The organism is Terrabacter sp. GCM10028922, assembly GCF_042666095.1.
In the GTDB taxonomy this organism is placed as follows: Bacteria; Actinomycetota; Actinomycetes; order Actinomycetales; family Dermatophilaceae; genus Terrabacter.
This window is the reverse complement of record NZ_JBHTFG010000006.1, coordinates 124,397-140,866: the sequence shown is the minus strand read 5'-3', so window position 1 is coordinate 140,866 and position 16,470 is coordinate 124,397. Positions and strand designations below refer to the sequence as shown.

Here is a 16,470-nt window from a genome sequence, read left to right as displayed (position 1 = left end):
CGGGGTCGGGCGGCACATGCCCCGTTCTCCTGTGGCGCCCACCCCGGCCTCGCTAGGCTCTCTGTCCTCGGGCAGTCAGAGCGGGTGCCTCATGGGCGATCTCGAAGAGCCGGCCGGACCGTCGGCGACGAAGGCCCGTGGCGGGCTCAGCGTGACGGGTTGGGCGGCCGTCACGGCACTCGGCGCTGCCGGGATCACCGCGGCCGCCACCCTCGTGACGCACTTCGTCCCGCCCGCGGGCTCGCCCCAGCAGGCGGTCGGCGCGTCGTCGCTGACCGGGTCCGGCGCCGGCCCGACGCCTGCCCCTGCCCCGGTGCCCGCACCACGGTCGACACTGCTCGAGCAGCTCACCGGCACGTGGACCGGCCCCGCACGTGCTGGTTCGAGGCCGTTCACCCTGACGCTCGTCGTCACGAGCACCTGCGCGGAAGGCGAGGCGTGCGGCACACTCACGAGCGACCTGCTCCCGTGCGTCGGCAACATCAGCCTCGTCCGCGTCGGCGACGGACCGTCCTTCGAGTTCGCGACCGGCTCGTTCGGCGACGGCAGCTCGGCGTCGTGCGAGCTGCGGCCCGGCGGGGACTACTTCGTCCTCGGCGACGACGTGCTCGCCTACCGCACCGGTTACGACGGCAGCCTCAGCGGCACGCTGCGACGCGCGCGCTAGGTGCCGGTCACCTGCCGGGTGCGAGCTCGCGCACGAGCCGGAGGGCGTCCTCGACGGAGCCCGTGACGTCGGGGATCGGGAAGAGCGTGGCCCGCACGACCCGGTCACGGTCGACGACGAGCGTCTGCCGCTTGAGCCGCGTCGTGCCGCCCACCCGGAACGTCGGCAGGCGCAGCGCGGTCGCCAGTTCGAGGTCGGCGTCGGAGACGAGCGGGAAGCGGATGCCGTTCGCCTCGGCGAAGACCCTCTGCTCCTTTGGGCGCTGGGTCGAGACCCCGACGACGGCCGCCCCGAGGTCCGCGAACTCGCCGAGCCGGTCGCGGTAGGTGCACGACTCGAGGGTGCAGCCGACACCGCCGGGGATCTCCTCGGCTCCCGGGAACGCGTTGCCCGGGTAGCAGTAGACGACAGTGAGCGGGCGGTCGGCGACGGGATCGAGACCATGCAGCTGCGGGACGGCTTCTCCGACAAGCGCTCTCACGCGTGCCACCTCGTTCGAGCCGGCGTCGGCATCCGCCCTGGGCAGGCCGTCGCCGAGCAGCCAGGTGTCGCCGAACTCCTGGAGGGCGCTGAGCACCGGCAGCGCTCCGCGACCGAGCTCGGTGAGGACGTACTCGTGCCGCGGCGGCCGCTCGGAGTAGGCGCGCCGCTCGAGCAGTCGGTCGACCAACAGGGCATCGAGCCGTTGGCTGAGGACCTTGCGCGAGATGCCGGTCTCGGCCACGAGCTGGTCGAACCGGGTGCGGCCTCCCGCGACGTCCCTCAGCACGAGCAGGCTCCACGGGTCGCCGAGGACCCCGACGGCCTGCGCGATGCCGCAGGGGTCGTCGGGACGGGCCGGTCGCCTCGTCATGGGCTCATCGTAACTGAGTTTCCAAAAGAGACTCACTGTGGTGTGATGACCGTGTGCGAGATCTGCGAGCCCTGCCGCGAGTCGTCTGGGTGCTGGCTGCAGGTCGGTTCGTCAGCTCGGCCAGCTCCTTCCTCATGCTGTTCCTCGTCCTGTACCTGACGGGTCCGCGCGGGCTCGGCGTCGTGCCCGCCGGCGTGGTCGCCGGGTCGAACGGCGTGGGCGCACTGCTCGGCAACGTCACCGGGGGGCGCTTCGGCGACCGGTACGGCCACCGGCGCGTTCTCCTCCTCACCGCGAGCGCCGTCGGCGTCGTCACGATGCTCATCCCCTGGCAGCCGGTCTGGTTGCTGGCGGTGACCATGCCCCTGACGGGCTACCTCGGCGCCGTGGCCTCGCTCAGCCAGGGCGCCCTCGCGGCTCTCGCCGTGCCGTCGGGCTCGCGACGGTCCTCGGTCGCGGTGAGCCGTGCCGCCTCGAACGCCGGCTTCGTCATCGGGCCGCCGATCGGGGCCCTGCTCGCGGCGCGCGGCTACGACACGCTCTTCGTCGTCGACGGCGTCCTCACGCTGGTGCTGCGCCACGTCACGTCGCGCTTTCTGCCCGACGAGGCCCCGGTCACCCGGGAGCCCGATGCCCCGGCCGGCCTGTGGCGTGCCGTCCGGGCGGACCGGTCGCTGTGGCTGCTCCTGCCCGGGGTCGTCCTCGTCGACCTCGTCTACCGGCAGCTCTACTCGACCCTGCCGCTCCACCTGCGCGACCACGGCCAGCCGCTCGCCCTCTACACGGCACTGATCGCGATCGGCTCCGGCCTGATCCTCGCGCTCGAGATCCCGGTTGCCCTGTGGTTGCGCCACGGACCGGCCATCCCGATCATCGCGTCCGGATACGCCTTGGTGGCAGTCGGGTTCGTCGTCTTCGGCCTGACGTGGCTCGGCGTCGCAGTCACCGCCGTCGTGGCCATGGTCGTCCTCACCGCCGGCGAAATCCTCTACAAGACGACGGCGACGGCATACGTCCTCGACGCCGCCCCGGCCCACCTCCTCGGGCAGTACCAAGGGCTCTACACCGGTGCCGCGACGAGCGGCACGATGCTGTCGGCTCCGCTGGGCGGCATCGTGTATGCCGCCCAGCCGGGTCTGCTCTGGCCGCTCTGTGGCGTCGTGGCCGGCGTCGGAGCCGTGCTCGCGCTCGCGTCCGCGCGGGTCGCCTCGCCAGCGAGCGATCGCGTCGGCGCCACGCTGCGGCGGTAGCCGACGCGACCCGGGCGTCGCTCACGTGACGCGTGGCAGGACCTGGTCGTGCGCGAGCACCCCACGGAACACGTCGCCTCGCTCCTCGAGTCGCTCGAGCACAGTCCGGATCGTGTACCGGTCAGGGCGTAGGTCAGGATCGTCGAGCTCTTCCCACGTGATGGGCGCCGAGACCGGCGCCCCGGGAGCCGGGCGCGGACTGTACGGGGCCACGAGCGTCTTGTTCACGGCGTTCTGGGTGTAGTCCAGACGAGCGCGACCGCCGCGCTGGCTCTTCTGCCACTTCCAGCTCACGAGCTCCGGAAGGACCGCTCCGACGGTTCTCGACACACGCTCCACCCACTCGCGCGTCTCGTCGAAGCCAGGGCCCGAGCTGATCGGGACCCACACCTGCAGCCTCCGGCGGCCCGTCAGCTTGGGGTAGGCCCTGATCCCAAGGTGCTCGAAGGCGGTGCGGTGCAGCCGCGCGAGCTCCAGGACCTCGGGCCACGACGTCTGCTGCCCGGGGTCGATATCGAAGAGGGCGTAGTCGGGGCACTGCGGTGCGCGCGTGGGCGACGTCCAGGGATGCCACTCGAGCGCGCCGAACCCGGCCGCCCAGACGAGCGCGGCGGGCTCGTCCACCACGAGGTACGTCCGCGTCTCCCCGGGGTCAGCGTCCGGGTTGTCCCAGCGGGGCAGCCACGCCGGGGCACGTTCGGGAACCTCTTTGTGCCAGAACCCCTTCGCATCGGCTCCGTCCGGGTACCGATGGAGGTTGAGAGCTCTGCCGCGCAGGTACGGCAGCAGCACCGGCGCGATCCGCGCCGTGTACGCGAGGAGCTCGCGCTTGGTCACAGCGCGCTCTCCGCTCCGACCGGGGAAGAGCACCTTGTCGAGGTTCGTGACGCGCAGCGTCCGGCCGAAGACGCTCCAGCGGCCTTCCGCGCCCAGTCCCGCGAGCTCGTCGAGCTCCTCGTCCGACAGCGGCCGCCCCGTCGCCCCCTGCACCGGGTGCGCGGCCTCGGACGGTGGCTCGTCGGAGTGCCACACGGCGTCCGGCGCCGCCTTGACCTCATCGTTCGTCCGACCGCTCATGACCGAGGTGTCGAGCGACTCGGGGTCCCACCCCTTCTTCGCATACCTGTCGTGCTTGTGCACGAGCAGCCACTGCTCCTTGGCCGAGCTCGATGCCGACTGGCCGCTTCGCACGAGCGCGAAGCGCCCGAGCAGCCGCTCGCCCGTCAGGTCGAAATGGAGCTCGCCGTCCCGGACGGCGCGGCCGGGATCGTCCGTGCCGTGCGGCTCCCACGTGCCGCGGTCCCACACGATGACGTCCCCGCCGCCGTACTCCCCGGAGGGGATGATCCCCTCGAACCACTCGTACTCGAGCGGGTGGTCCTCGACGTGCACGGCGAGCCGTCGCACGTCCGGGTCGAGGGTCGGGCCCTTCGGCACCGCCCAGCTGACGAGGACACCGTCGATCTCGAGTCGGAAGTCATAGTGCAACCGCCGTGCACGATGTCGTTGCACGACGAAGCGGCGCCGCCCGTCGGCCTCCGTGACCGGGACGCGGCCCACCGGCTCGGCCGTGCGCGAGAAGTCACGCTTCTGCCGGTAGGGCTCGAGCGGGTCGGACGTCTTGGCCTTCGCCATGTCCAGCGCATACCCGGTCCGCCGGCCGGCGCTCGTGCGGCGCCTGCCGCGGCAGCGCGTGACTGGACCCGTCGTGCGCGATCCCCAGCGTCACCAGGAGCCGGACGACGACCCGCCACCACCTCCACCGGAGAAGCCGCCACCACCGGAGAAGCCCGACGAGCCGGACGACCCAGGGGTCGAGGTGAAGGTGCCGGTCGAGGTCGTCGAGAAGGAGTCCACGCCGTCGGCGATGCTGGTGAAGTCGGGGAACGTGCTGCCGCTCCAGACGTACCAGGTCGGCATCGCGAGCGGGTGGTTCGCGGCCTCGGCCGCCTTCGCGACCTCGGCGAACGTCGTGGCCCACCTGTCCGCGACACCGAAGACGACGGCATACGGAAGGTAGCGGCTGAAGATGTTGCTCGCTTCCTCGAACTCGATCTGCCCCGCCTCAGCGGTCGTGAGGTACTCCTTGAAGCCGAGGGACTGGGCGAGCACGGCGGAGCCCTCAGCCGTCTTGGCCGCCATCCGGCCGCCGAGGAACCACACGATGAGGCCCGCCACGACGAGTCCGACGCCGAGCGCCACTCCCCCGCCGAAGCCGCCACGCAGGATGGCACTCACGGCGGGCCGGCCGTAGAAGAGCACGAGGCCGCCGAGGACGGCGATGACGAGGCCCAGGCCCTGCCAGACGCCGCGCTGGGTCTGGGGCGAGGAGCGGAACCAGCCGCGTTGCACGACCTCGGCGTACATCGAGGACTGGACGCGCTTGAGCGTGCTCGCGAAGGTGTTCTTCAGCTCCGAGAGACGCACGACGTCGCCCCGGCTGGAGAAGATCCGGTCGAGCAGCAGGCTCTCGTAGGGCAGCAGGTGCTCGGTCGGCGGCGGTGGGAGCCTCGTCAGGGTCCAGTCGGTGCGGCTGAACATGCCGCCGGCGTCGTTCTCCTCGATGCGCAGGAAGCCGCGCACCGCGAGGTCGATCACCGTGGCCGACACGTCGATGGGGTTGGCCGTCTCGTCGAGGATCGTGCCGACCATGCCTGGCGCAACGCCCTGTGGCGGCGCGAACTGCACGGCGACCGTCGTCCTGCCGCCGCGGGTCGTGACCGCCCCTGGGGTGCCGTCGCCGACGGCCCCCGTGCCGAACGACGGCGTGAGCCCTGGTGTGAGGTCGGCGTAGCGCTCGTCGCGCCCGCGCGTCCACACGAGCGTGCCCATGACTGCAAGGGCCAGCACGGGGGCGCCGATGCCTCCCACCCAGGCGGCTGCGTTCGCGGCGGGCGCGGCGTCGGAACCGATGGAGGACTCGGAGTCGCCCTGTCGCACGTCCGGCCGAACGTCTCCGAAGGCCGAGGCGGGGTACGAGGCGATGACCGTCATCGCCTCGCCCGAGCCGAGGCCCGACGCCGAGAAGCGGGACGGGTTGCCCGGTGAACCCTGGCACGCCGTGTCGGACCCCTGCTCGCCCTCGAAGCACAGGACCTTGGTCGCAGCCGCCGGCGCGTTGACCGTGACAGAGACGCGGTCGCGCTCGGTGAACTCGTTGGTCCCGAAGACGTTGTAGTTGAGCTCGACGGTGTCGGCCGCCGCCGTGCCCGTCGCGGGCGTGCCGTCGGCGGTGATCGGGTTGAGCACGTCGTGGAGGGTGTAGCTCACGCGGTAGACCTGCGTGCCGCTCGTGTACTGGTCAGGGTCGCCGATGCGGATCTCCTTGGCGGCCCCGTTGTCGCTGACCCGGAACGCGTCCGGGGCACCGCTCGGGCTCGTCACGGCGACATCGGTCAGCTCGTAGTAGCGGTACCGGTCGGCCTCGTCGTTGTAACCCATCCGCACGACGATGTTGCGAAAGATCCCGCGCCGCTGCTCACCGTTCGGGAACCGCCACGTGATGGTCTCAGTGACCTTCATGCTGCCGTCGGGCTGGACGTCGTAGACGGCGACGTAGGAGTCCATGCCCTCGTCGCCCGCCGCGTGCGCCGCACCCGCCGGGACGACGACCCCGGCGAGGAGCAGCAGGCCCCCGAGCAGGACCCCCAGCACCCCCAGGCGCCGGGCGCGCGTCGCGCTCGATCCGATCGATCCGCCCATCGGGGTCCCTCCACGTCGTTGGTCCCTTGCATCCTGACACCGGACGCGGCGGGTGCGCGTCCGGTTCCGGGCCGCCGCACGTCGTGTCGGGGATGTCAGGGCGGTCAGCGCCGACGGTTGGCGGCGCTCAAGGCCCGGTCGGCCTCGCGCCGGTCCTGCCGCTCGCGCAGCGCGTGGCGCTTGTCGTACGCCTTCTTGCCGGTGGCCAGGGCGATCTCGACCTTCGCACGGCCGTCCTTGAAGTAGAGCGAGAGCGGCACGATGGTGCGCCCGCTCTCGCGGGTCTTGTGCGCGATCTTCTCGAGCTCGGCACGGTGGAGCAGCAGCTTGCGCTTGCGCCGCGGCGCGTGGTTGTTCCACGTGCCGTTGAGGTACTCGGGGATGTGGACGTTCTCGAGGTACAGCTCGTCGCCGGTGAACATCGCGAAGCCGTCGACGAGCGAGGCCCGTCCCATCCGCAGCGCCTTGACCTCGGTGCCGGAGAGGACGATGCCCGCCTCGAAGGTGTCCTCGATGAGGTAGTCGTGCCGGGCCTTGCGGTTGCTCGCGATGAGCGACCGCCCCTTCTCCTTGGGCACCTGACCGTCCTTCCGACTCGGTGTACGCGCGACTGCTCGCGCCTGCGCGACCGCACCGTGCGGTCAGCGCACCAACGCTACCCCGAAGGTAGCCACGACTCGGAGTCGGTTTTGCGCGGACGCAGTGCACGACGCATTGCACGACGGCGTGCGCGTCGGCGCCCGCGGGGTCAGAGCCAGTTGCGCGGGTTGACCGGCGTGCCGTCCTCGTAGGTGCCGAAGTGCAGGTGGCAGCCCGTCGAGTAGCCCGTCGTGCCCGAGTAGCCGATGAGCTGGCCACGCCTCACCGAGCCGCCCCACTTCACGATGCTCGACAGGTGGTTGTAGCTCGTCACGAGGTCGATGCCGCGGTGGATGCCGTGGTCGATGAGCACCTGGTTGCCCCAACCGCTCGCGCGCCAACCGGCGCGGATGACCTCACCCGGCGCGGCGGCATACACCGGCGTGCCGCAGGCGATGCCCCAGTCGAGGCCGTCGTGGAGCATCCACTTCTGCAGCACCGGGTGCCAGCGCATGCCGAAGCCCGACGTCGTCGGGCCGATGGCCGGGTAGCTGAGGTAGTTCGACGGCGTCGAGTCGCCCTGCACCGGCGGAGGCGTCTTCGGGATGTAGACCTGGCCACGCTTCTTCGCGGCGGCGGCCTTGGCCCGCTCGGCGCGGATCTTCGCCGCGCGCTCGGCGCGAAGCTTGGCGAGGCGCTTCTGCTCGGCGATCCGGGCCAGACGGGCCCGCTCGGCGAGGATCGCCTGGAGGCGAGAGGACTCGGCGCGGGCCGAGCTGAGCGCCGCGGCTTCGCTCTTGCGCTGGACGGCGAGGTCGGCGGCAAAGGCGGACTGCTTCGACCTCAGCTGGTCCAGCTGCGCCTTGGCCGCGGCGGCGTTCTGCGCGGCGATGACCGCGTTGTTCTTGGCGATGATGGCCTGGTTCTTGGCCTGGGTCGCTGCGGCAGCTGCAGCCTCGGCCGCCCTGAGCGCGGCCTCGGCCTGACGCTTCAGCTCGGCGATCTCGCCGCGCACCGATGTGAGATACGCGCGGGTCGAGGTGTTGTCGGCCGTCATCGCCGCGAGCTTGTCGATGGTGTCGCTGGCGACGGCGCTCGCGGTGTCGGCCATGAGGAGACGGTTGGCGAAGTCCTCGGGTGAGGTCGAGCCGAAGACCATGCCGAGCTGGGACTCCTGGCCCGAGCCCTGGAAGACCTCGGCGGCGTACGAGTCGAGGGCATCCTGGCTCGTGACGAGCTCGGCCCCGCTCTTGGCGAGCTGCTCCTTGGCGCGCTGCTCGTTGGCCAGGGCGACCGCGAGCTTCTGCGCGACGGCCTCGTTGTGGGCGCGGGCCTTGCCCTCGGCGGCGATGGCGCGGGCCTCGGTGGCCTCGGCGGCGGCCTGCGCGGCCTCGGCACGGGCCTGCGCCCCCTGCGCCGCGACGACGCGCTGCTGTGCGAGCGGCATCGCGGCGTTGGTGCGCTCGAGGTTGACGTAGGCGCGGGCGAGCGAAGCCTTCGTGCCCTCGAGCTGCTGGCCGAGCTGCGCGATCTTCTTGTCGTTCTTCTTCTTCTGGTCAGAGACCGAGTCGGCGCGCGCGACGAGCGCCGTGCCCACGGAGACGGAGCATGCGAGGACAAGCCCAGCGGCCGTCAGCTTGGTCGCGGGCTTGCCCCTCTCAGAACGCCTCATGAGCCACATATGTTCCATTGGTACCACACGTCACTGAGGTTGTGCAGATATCAGCGCAAACATGACTTTCTGCCCCCTTGAGTAGTGGATGCTCGGCGAGCCCCCAAGGGGCGCCGAGCACGACCGGACCAGAATGCGCCGTGACCGCCTCGGAGTCTTGGGATTAGGGAAATCTTGCGTAAACCGGGCGTTCAGACGCGCAGGTAGCGGCGCAGCGTGACCCACGACGTGAGGCTCGACAGCACGACCACCCCGACGACGATGAACGGCGCGACGTAGTACACGTCAGGCACCCCGATGAAGGCCGTGTCGGTGAGGGTCTGGCTGAGGAAGCCCACGACGCCGTAGCGGACGGTGGCCCACAGCATGCCCATCGCGAGCACCGCCCCGAAGACGCTCGCAAGGACCGTCTCCATGACGAACGGGAACCGGATGGTGAAGTTCGAGGCGCCGACCAGACGCATGATGCCCGTCTCGCGCCGGCGGCTGAAGGCGGTCTGGCGGATCGTCGTCGAGATGAGCATGACCGCGGCGAGGACCATGAGCGAGGACAGCGCGATCGCGGCCCACGAGACGGTGTTCATGAAGGTGAAGAACTTCTCGAGGAGCTTCTTCTGGTCCTGGACGTCGGCTACTCCCGGCATGCCCTTGATCGAGCTCGCCACGACGTCGAACTTGTTGGCGTCATTGAGGTTCACGCGGTACGAGTCTGCGAAGTACGACTCACCCGCACGGGCCAGCGGAGAGTTCTTGTAGGTCTGCTTGAACCGCTCGTACGCCTCGTCGCGCGACTCGTAGTAGACCTCCTTGACCGTCGGCTTGAGCGCCTCGAGCTCGGCCTTGATCGCCGTGCGCTGTGCTTCGGTCGTGGGCTCGCCTGCGCAGTTGGTGAACCGGGTCTTCTCGGCGCAGAGCATGACCGTGACCTGGACGCGGTCGTACCAGTAGTCCTTCATCGTGTCGACCTGTCGCTGGCCCATGAGGCCGAGGCCGAGGAGGTACATCGAGATCATCGTGACGATGACGACCGACACCGCCATCGACAGGTTGCGCCGCAGGCCGTTGCCGATCTCGCCGAGCAGGAACTGGAATCGCATGTCGTGTCTCGCTCCGTCTCGCGCTCAGCGGTCACTCGTCTGGATGGCCTTGCGCCGACGGAAGATTCCGCCCTTCGGGCGCGGCGCATCGGCGTCCCGACCGATGGGCGGCAGCGCGTCGGGGTCGTCGTCCTCGTCACCGTCGTCGTAGGCCGTCGGGTCGGCGTCGTCGAAACCGTCGGCCACCTCGGGCTCGTCGGCGCGGCGCGGTGCGCCGGTCTCCTCGTCGAGACGGATGCGCGGGATGCTGCCCGTCGTGTAGTCGCCGGCCTCCATGTCGCTGACGAGCACGCCACGGTCGAGGCGGATGACACGCTTGCGCATGGCGTTGACGGTGACGGTGTCGTGGGTCGCCATGACGACGGTCGTGCCGGTGCGGTTGATCCGGTCGAGCAGCTGCACGATGCCGAGGCTCGTGTCCGGGTCGAGGTTGCCCGTGGGCTCGTCGGCCAGCAGGATCGGCGGGCGGTTGACGAAGGCCCGTGCGATCGCGACGCGCTGCTGCTCACCACCGGACAGCTGGTGCGGCATGCGCTTCTCCATGCCTGCGAGGCCCACGAGCTCGAGGGTCTCGGGCACCGTCTGGCGGATGCGGGCGCGGCTGCTGCCGAGGACCTGCAGCGCATAGGCGACGTTCTGGAAGACGGTCTTGTTGGGCAGCAGGCGGAAGTCCTGGAAGACGCAGCCGATCTCGCGGCGCAGGGCCGGCACCTTGCGCTCGGGCAGTCGGTCGAGCTCGCGGCCCGCGACGAGGATGCGGCCGCGGGTGACGTCCTGCTCCTTCATGACGAGCTGCATCATCGTCGACTTGCCGGAGCCCGAGGTGCCGACGACGAAGGCGAACTCGCCGCGCGGGATCTCGAGGCTGACGTCGTCGAGCGCCGGACGGGTCGTCCGCGGGTAGGTCTTCGTGACGTTCTCGAAGAGGATCATGCGTCGGGCCTCGACTCGTACTCGGCATCAGCAGGACTGCGGCTGGGCTGGGTCCGCGCGTGCCGGCATACGTCGGCACTCAGGGACCGCCTACGAGGCTACGTCCGGCAGGGGTCAAACCACCGGAAAACGGCAGGTCCGGGCGTGGCGACCCGCCCCTTCCAGCCGGCTCAGCAGACGAGCGTCGTCAGGCCCGGCGCCGACTCCGCCCCCGAGCGGTAGAGCTTGCCCCAGCCCTGCGTGCACAGGGCCGTCGTGCGGACCGGGGTCGAGTAGCTCAGCTGCTGGCGGGTGGCGCTCGCGGTGAAGCCCCGGGTCTCGGGCTCCCCGCGGACCGCGATGCCGGCGTACGAGCGGTAGGCGAAGCCGCGGTCGTGGTACTGGTCCCAGACGTAGACGGACGCGAAGTTCATCCACGCGGAGCCGCTCGCGTCACTGCACCAACCGATGAGCTGGCGCACCGTGAAGGCCGACATGCCGAGGTCCGAGACGACTTTCCTGTCGCCGATCTGCCGCACGCTGCTGCACGGTACGGACGTCGAGCTGACAGCAGCGACCGCGGCGGCGACCACACCCCTGGCGGCGACGCCCGTGGCGGCGCCCCCGGCAGGGACGACGGACGGAGCGGTGGAGGCGTTGGACGTGGAGGATGTCGTGGACGTGGCGGACGCCCAGGCGGAGGCGGTAGGGGCGAAGGTCACGAGCACGGGGGCGACAGCGGCGGCCAGCGCCGTGAGGATGCGGTGGAGGGCGGGCATGGAGGAACCTCTCGGGCAGGCGTGAGTTGCGCCGACCCGCCCTGGGCGGAGCTCACCGGGAGGTCAGTCCAAGCCGCGGACCACCGTCGGGTGGAGCCGACGACGCGACCCTACGAGCGCTGAGCCCGCTTCGCCCGTCGAAAACCGGAGATCGTCCGGATGTCAGACCTCGGCGCGCTTCTGCCCGATCTGCCAGCGGATGCCCGCCTCGATGAAACCGTCGATGTCGCCGTCGAAGACGGCGGTCGGGTTGCCGGTCTCGTACTCGGTGCGCAGGTCCTTGACCATCTGGTACGGGTTGAGCACGTACGAGCGCATCTGGTCGCCCCAGCTCGCCTTGACGTCGCCCGCCATCTCCTTCTTGACCGCGGCCTCCTCCGCCTTGCGCTGCAGGAGCAGGCGCGACTGGAGGACGCGCAGGGCGGCGGCGCGGTTCTGGATCTGCGACTTCTCGTTCTGCATCGAGACGACGATGCCCGTCGGCAGGTGCGTCATGCGCACGGCCGAGTCGGTCGTGTTGACACTCTGGCCGCCCGGGCCGCTGGAGCGGAAGACGTCGATCTTCAGCTCGTTCTCCGGGATCTCGATCGAGTCGTCGCTCTCGATGAGCGGGATGACCTCGACCGCGGCGAAGCTCGTCTGGCGGCGGCCCTGGTTGTCGAACGGGCTGATCCGCACAAGACGGTGCGTGCCGCCCTCGACGGAGAGGTGGCCGAACGCGTACGGCACGTTGACCTCGAAGGTGGCGGACTTCAGGCCGGCCTCCTCGGCGTACGAGGTATCCATGACCTTGGTGGGGTAGCCGTGACGCTCGGCCCAGCGCAGGTACATGCGCATGAGCATCTCGGCGAAGTCGGCGGCGTCGACGCCACCGGCGCCGGAGCGGATCGTGACGACGGCCTCGCGCTCGTCGTACTCACCCGACAGCAGGGTGCGCACCTCGAGCTCGCCGATGTCCTTCTTCAGCTTGGCGAGGTCGCGCTCGGCCTCCTCGAGCGTGGCGGCGTCGTTCTCCTCCTGGCCCATCTCGACGAGGGTCTCGAGGTCCTCGATGCGCTGGTCCATCTCGACGACCCGGTCACGCTCGGAGTTGGCGCGGCTGAGCGCGCTCGTCACCTGCTGGGCCTTGTCGGGGTCGTCCCACAGATCCGGGGCGGAGGCCTGCTGCTCGAGGTCGTCGATGGTCTTGGCGAGCACGTCGAGGTCGGTGACCCCGCGCACGGAGTCCATCGTCGCGCGCAGGTCCTTGATCTCTTGCGTGAAGTCAACAGCCACGATGGGTCAGCCTACGGCAGCGGGCAGGCCCCGGCGTACGCGTGGGGTCGGCCGGGCAGCGCTTCCCATCGACGGCGTCAAGCGGTCGGGTGAGGATGCGGGAACCGGCCCCTTTCCGGACTCGAGGGAATCCAGGGAAGGCCCTGCGTGGGGCTCCGACCACTACAAGGACGGCACGATGCGGCAGTTCCCTTCCGGCACGCGTACCTCACGGCGCTCACACCATGACGACGGCTTGCTGAGCGTCGGTTCCTCGGCCGGGAGGCATGGGGCGCGGGATCGGGGCATGGCATCGGGGCCACGGCATCAGCCGTGGCCCCGATGTGGTTGCGGTGCAAGCTCCCCCGAGCAGATGCTGCGCTGGATCAGTAGTTGCCGGCCATCCAGCGGATGTCCGCGGCGCTGGGACGCGTGAGGGCGGTGTTGGAGTTGGCCGACGGGTACATGACGCTCTTCGTCGACGTCGAGTGCGGCAGGCCGCCGCAGTGGCCGAGCTCGTGGATCGCGAGGTGCTCACCGACATTGAGTGTCATGAAGAGCGGGTCGAGCTTGACGGTGCACGCAGTGATGACGCCACCGCTCGAGACGACGCTCGCGTCGCCGACGGCGCCGTCGATCGTCGACATCGCGGCGGAGACCTTGATGTTGGCCTTGGCCGAGTCGCTCGTCATGGATACGTTCCACCCGGACTTGCGCCACTCGGACACGGCCTCGGACACCTTGTAGGAGTTGTTGCCGCCGGTGCCGTCGTAGACGAGGGCCGGGGACACCCAGTGGCCCCAGTACGCCGCGACTGCCGCGGTCGGGGCCGGCTTGGCGGCCTGGGTCGGGGCGGCCACCGCGAGGGCGAGGCCGACTGCTGCGAGTACGACGAAGATGATCCGCTTCATGTGCCTTCTCCTGCTGTGGGGGTTCTGCTGGGGGCTCAGCTCTGATGTGGCTCCATGCGGTTTTGTCGGACAGACGCCGAGACCACCCGTACGGGGAAGTGGTCTCGAGGGGTATTGGCGCTGTTTGTCCAAATTATCGGACTTATGCATTGTTGAGGCTTTTTTGACGGTTTCTTGACCTCGACTGGGAGTTTCTTGGTTTTTCCTCACAGGTCCGTCCCGGGGCTGAAACGGCCGATGGCCCGCCCCCCGGGTGACTGGGGCGGGCCATCGACGGTCGGTGCGTGCCGCACGAGCGGCAGCGTGCTCAGCAGTACGTATAGGTGCCTGACCGCGACCAGGAGCACGTGTCGACGGTCGTGCCGTAGGCGTTGCGGAGGTATGCCGTGTCGCCCGTGTTGTTCCAGACGTACCAGCTCCGGTTGTAGTAGCGGTGCGTCGAGCTCGCCGTTCCGCGTCCGGTGTGAATGGTGACGACGGCCCCGGCCTTCAGCGTGAAGGAGGGGAACTTGTACGTGTAACCGGTCTTGTCGCGCAGAGTCCATCCCGTGAGGACACGATTGCTGCGGGTGGTGTTCTTGATGACGACGAACTCGGCGTTGAGGCTCGTGTTGCTACCGGTATCGGAGCCGGGTGAGTCGTACTGGACCTTGTAGATCAAGATCGCGGGCAATGCCTGCGCCGAGGTCGCGGTGGCGATCGGCGCCGCCACGGCCAGGGCGGCGGCGGTGGCAGCGACCAGGGTCCTGGTGGCCGCCCTGCTGGCTCCCTTGGTGGCTGCCTTGGCGGCTGGGCTGTTGGCTTCCCCGATGGTGAACGTGCGCACGGTGTGTCCCTGTCTGTCGCGGCAATGCGGGTGGCGCCGCCCGAAGGACGGCGCCACCGCTCCCTGTCTGAGACGCGGGCGCGCCACCGGCATTGGACGTGCTGAGGCGGCGCGGGCGTCGTGGACGGACGGTAGTGCGCAAACGGCGCGGGCGTGACCGTTTTGCCAGATTTGCACGCCTGCTGGTGGGAGTGTCAGCCGAGCGGTGCGCGGGCCCGCGACGTGACGGTGATCGTGACGTTGCCGCCGAGGGAGTCGAGCACCCAACCGCTCATGGGAAGGGTCGCGGTGGCCTGGACCGTGACCACGGCCGTCGACCCGTCCGCGACGCCGGTGTCCGGCACGACAGACCAGGCCGTGATGCCGGGTGGCATCGGCGTCCGGGCGAGGTGGGCTGCGGCCGCCTCGGCCACGGACACGTCAGTGAGCGCGAGCCGGTCGACGACGCCGTGCTCGTACGCGGAACGCTCGTCGAGGGCGTCCGCGGCATCGAGGGCGGCTGAGTCGGCGGCGTCGAGCAGACGCATCCGCGCGAGCTGCGCTGCAGTGACGTCGATGGCTCCGAGGACCAGAAGTGAGACCAGCACGAACAGACCGAGGACCAGGATGCCGATCTGCCCTGCTTCGCTCCGGCGATCGACACCGAGGCGGCAGCCGACGTGGCGGACCCTCCCGGCGAGCCCCACGGCATACCTGCTCATCGAGCCACGAACCGGTCGACGGTGGCGACGTGTGTCGACGAGACGGTGACCGACGCGGGGACGTGGTTCGCGATGAAGTCGGGCACGAGCGGCAGCTGGACCTCGATGGTTGCCGTGGAGGTCACGGAGCCGTCGGGCCTCAGACAGGGTGTGCCGTCGCACGCGACGTCGACCGAAGCTCCCGTGTCGAAGGAGAAGTCGTCGAACGCGAGGGAGCCCGCCGCCCGGGCGCGAGCGAAGGCCACGTCGTCGTTCGGTGCCGTGACGAATGCACGGCCGGCTTCGCGGCCGGCGAGGGACGCGGAGAAGGAGGCAGCCTGGATGCGTGCGGCGGTCAGGACGAGGTACGTGAGCGGCAGCAGGAGAAGGACCCCGAGGAAGATGAACTCGAGGATCGCGCGGCCCTCGTCTGCCGAGGCGGAGCTGGTCCGCTGCCCGCGCGAGACGCGCCTGACCAGGAGCTCGACTCGCATCACGGCTGATCCCCAGCGACGACCTGCTCCTCGCTGAAGGCCCGGCCGGACACCGTGAGAGAGCCGGACGGTCCGATCGGACCGATCACCGGAAGTGGCGCCGAGACCCTCACCTCTACGACGCGGACCCCGGAGGCAGTGACTGAGCGCGAGGCGCTGACGTCCTGGGCGAAGGACGCGCCCAGGGCATTGGTGATGAGCGACTCAGCGCGCGCGATCCCGTCGGCGGGTTGGGCGTCTGCCCGCGACCCGAAGCGCGCGCCCTCCGAAGCCGCGGAGATCAGCGTGTTGCGCACGTAGAGAGCAAGTCCGAGCTGGAACACGCCCATGGCGACGAACAGCAGCAGGGCCGCCACCATGACGAACTCCGCTACGGCAGAACCGCGTTCGCGCGGGTGCGTCGCGGCGGCGGTGCGACTGGCAGGTGGCCCGTGGCCGCGGCGCGGCGTGCCGGCCGCCCAGCGCTCGAGGCTCAGCAGCGAATGGACGTGCCATCGTGCTGGGACAGACCCCCCGCCGTGGCCTCGCGGTCTCACGGTCCCTTGACGTCCGAGATGGCCTCGCTGAACAGGTCGCCGAGCTGCGGACCGGCGATCGCCCAGAGCGCTGTGACGAGCCCGGCCGTCATGATCGTGACGAGGACCCAGCCCGGGACGTCGCCACGGTCTCGTGGGCCGGCGATCCGGCCGGCGACGGCGTCCCGGAGTGCGGCGCGGGCCTGGACCTGAGCGGTGATGATGCGGTTCATCTCTTCTGTCTCCCTGTCGTGGACGTGCGGGTGTCGTGTGGGCCGG

General features: G+C 70.1%; 17 protein-coding genes. 2 read left to right on the top strand and 15 right to left on the bottom strand.

Annotation, left to right across the window (positions count from 1 at the left end; genetic code table 11):
* The first annotated feature begins 91 nt into the window (after positions 1-91).
* A complete protein-coding gene (locus ACFQU3_RS05505; protein ID WP_385907568.1) occupies positions 92-667 on the top strand; it encodes a hypothetical protein in 576 nt (191 codons plus the stop codon).
* A gap of 7 nt (positions 668-674) precedes the next feature.
* Here the strand turns inward: ACFQU3_RS05505 and ACFQU3_RS05500 are convergent, their stop codons facing one another.
* Positions 675-1,520 carry a winged helix-turn-helix transcriptional regulator gene (locus ACFQU3_RS05500; RefSeq protein WP_385907566.1) on the bottom strand — a complete coding sequence of 282 codons (846 nt, stop codon included), beginning with the start codon at positions 1,518-1,520 and terminating at the stop codon, positions 675-677.
* 53 nt (positions 1,521-1,573) lie between these two features.
* Between ACFQU3_RS05500 and ACFQU3_RS05495 the strand changes: the two genes are divergently transcribed.
* Positions 1,574-2,770: an MFS transporter gene (locus ACFQU3_RS05495; RefSeq protein WP_385907564.1), complete on the top strand. Its 1,197-nt coding sequence runs from the start codon at positions 1,574-1,576 to the stop codon at positions 2,768-2,770.
* 21 nt (positions 2,771-2,791) lie between these two features.
* On the opposite strand, the gene ligD is transcribed toward ACFQU3_RS05495, so the two are convergent.
* The 14 genes from ligD to ACFQU3_RS05425 all read right to left on the bottom strand — a co-directional run bounded on the left by ligD (position 2,792) and on the right by ACFQU3_RS05425 (position 16,424).
* Entirely contained in the window at positions 2,792-4,405 is a 1,614-nt protein-coding gene (gene ligD / locus ACFQU3_RS05490; RefSeq protein WP_385907563.1) for a non-homologous end-joining DNA ligase, read from the bottom strand.
* Positions 4,406-4,495: 90 nt separating this feature from the next.
* Positions 4,496-6,472, bottom strand: coding sequence for a DUF2207 domain-containing protein (locus tag ACFQU3_RS05485; RefSeq protein ID WP_385907561.1), 1,977 nt, complete (start codon positions 6,470-6,472; stop codon positions 4,496-4,498).
* A 104-nt stretch (positions 6,473-6,576) separates the two neighbouring features.
* Complete coding sequence (smpB, locus tag ACFQU3_RS05480; RefSeq protein ID WP_385907559.1) at positions 6,577-7,050, bottom strand: SsrA-binding protein SmpB; 474 nt, start codon at positions 7,048-7,050, stop codon at positions 6,577-6,579.
* 170 nt (positions 7,051-7,220) lie between these two features.
* Positions 7,221-8,723, bottom strand: coding sequence for a M23 family metallopeptidase (locus ACFQU3_RS05475; RefSeq protein ID WP_385907557.1), 1,503 nt, complete (start codon positions 8,721-8,723; stop codon positions 7,221-7,223).
* A 191-nt stretch (positions 8,724-8,914) separates the two neighbouring features.
* Positions 8,915-9,820, bottom strand: a complete 906-nt coding sequence (gene ftsX / locus ACFQU3_RS05470) for a permease-like cell division protein FtsX (RefSeq protein ID WP_385907555.1) — start codon at positions 9,818-9,820, stop codon at positions 8,915-8,917.
* A 24-nt stretch (positions 9,821-9,844) separates the two neighbouring features.
* Positions 9,845-10,753, bottom strand: a complete 909-nt coding sequence (gene ftsE / locus ACFQU3_RS05465) for a cell division ATP-binding protein FtsE (protein WP_385907553.1) — start codon at positions 10,751-10,753, stop codon at positions 9,845-9,847.
* Positions 10,754-10,923: 170 nt separating this feature from the next.
* Positions 10,924-11,511, bottom strand: coding sequence for a hypothetical protein (locus tag ACFQU3_RS05460; RefSeq protein WP_385907551.1), 588 nt, complete (start codon positions 11,509-11,511; stop codon positions 10,924-10,926).
* 162 nt (positions 11,512-11,673) lie between these two features.
* Positions 11,674-12,786: a peptide chain release factor 2 gene (gene prfB, locus ACFQU3_RS05455; protein WP_385907549.1), complete on the bottom strand. Its 1,113-nt coding sequence runs from the start codon at positions 12,784-12,786 to the stop codon at positions 11,674-11,676.
* 365 nt (positions 12,787-13,151) lie between these two features.
* Entirely contained in the window at positions 13,152-13,676 is a 525-nt protein-coding gene (locus tag ACFQU3_RS05450; protein ID WP_385907547.1) for a M57 family metalloprotease, read from the bottom strand.
* Positions 13,677-13,983: 307 nt separating this feature from the next.
* A complete protein-coding gene (locus tag ACFQU3_RS05445) occupies positions 13,984-14,502 on the bottom strand; it encodes a lamin tail domain-containing protein (RefSeq protein ID WP_385907545.1) in 519 nt (172 codons plus the stop codon).
* Positions 14,503-14,696: 194 nt separating this feature from the next.
* Entirely contained in the window at positions 14,697-15,203 is a 507-nt protein-coding gene (locus ACFQU3_RS05440) for a pilus assembly protein TadG-related protein (RefSeq protein WP_385907543.1), read from the bottom strand.
* Positions 15,200-15,676 (bottom strand): pilus assembly protein, encoded by a 477-nt coding sequence (locus tag ACFQU3_RS05435; protein WP_385907541.1) that lies wholly within the window; start codon positions 15,674-15,676, stop codon positions 15,200-15,202. The genes ACFQU3_RS05440 and ACFQU3_RS05435 overlap by 4 nt, the downstream gene beginning before the upstream one ends.
* Positions 15,676-16,212 carry a TadE family protein gene (locus ACFQU3_RS05430; RefSeq protein ID WP_385907539.1) on the bottom strand — a complete coding sequence of 179 codons (537 nt, stop codon included), beginning with the start codon at positions 16,210-16,212 and terminating at the stop codon, positions 15,676-15,678. Before ACFQU3_RS05430 ends, ACFQU3_RS05435 begins: the two co-directional genes overlap by 1 nt.
* The gene (locus tag ACFQU3_RS05425; protein ID WP_385907537.1) at positions 16,209-16,424 is read right to left on the bottom strand and encodes a hypothetical protein; all 216 of its coding nucleotides are present in this window, start codon (positions 16,422-16,424) and stop codon (positions 16,209-16,211) included. Before ACFQU3_RS05425 ends, ACFQU3_RS05430 begins: the two co-directional genes overlap by 4 nt.
* Between the last annotated feature and the right edge of the window lie 46 nt (positions 16,425-16,470).

Bases quoted from the DNA above. Each gene is read 5' to 3' on its own strand.
- ACFQU3_RS05425 (WP_385907537.1), bottom strand. From the start codon at position 16,424: ATGAACCGCATCATCACCGCTCAGGTCCAGGCCCGCGCCGCACTCCGG.
- ACFQU3_RS05505 (WP_385907568.1), top strand. From the start codon at position 92: ATGGGCGATCTCGAAGAGCCGGCCGGACCGTCGGCGACGAAGGCCCGT.
- ACFQU3_RS05475 (WP_385907557.1), bottom strand. From the start codon at position 8,723: ATGAGGCGTTCTGAGAGGGGCAAGCCCGCGACCAAGCTGACGGCCGCT.
- ACFQU3_RS05485 (WP_385907561.1), bottom strand. From the start codon at position 6,472: ATGGGCGGATCGATCGGATCGAGCGCGACGCGCGCCCGGCGCCTGGGG.
- ACFQU3_RS05460 (WP_385907551.1), bottom strand. From the start codon at position 11,511: ATGCCCGCCCTCCACCGCATCCTCACGGCGCTGGCCGCCGCTGTCGCC.
- ftsE (WP_385907553.1), bottom strand. From the start codon at position 10,753: ATGATCCTCTTCGAGAACGTCACGAAGACCTACCCGCGGACGACCCGT.
- ACFQU3_RS05500 (WP_385907566.1), bottom strand. From the start codon at position 1,520: ATGACGAGGCGACCGGCCCGTCCCGACGACCCCTGCGGCATCGCGCAG.
- ACFQU3_RS05435 (WP_385907541.1), bottom strand. From the start codon at position 15,676: ATGCGAGTCGAGCTCCTGGTCAGGCGCGTCTCGCGCGGGCAGCGGACC.
- ftsX (WP_385907555.1), bottom strand. From the start codon at position 9,820: ATGCGATTCCAGTTCCTGCTCGGCGAGATCGGCAACGGCCTGCGGCGC.
- ACFQU3_RS05440 (WP_385907543.1), bottom strand. From the start codon at position 15,203: ATGAGCAGGTATGCCGTGGGGCTCGCCGGGAGGGTCCGCCACGTCGGC.
- ACFQU3_RS05450 (WP_385907547.1), bottom strand. From the start codon at position 13,676: ATGAAGCGGATCATCTTCGTCGTACTCGCAGCAGTCGGCCTCGCCCTC.
- ligD (WP_385907563.1), bottom strand. From the start codon at position 4,405: ATGGCGAAGGCCAAGACGTCCGACCCGCTCGAGCCCTACCGGCAGAAG.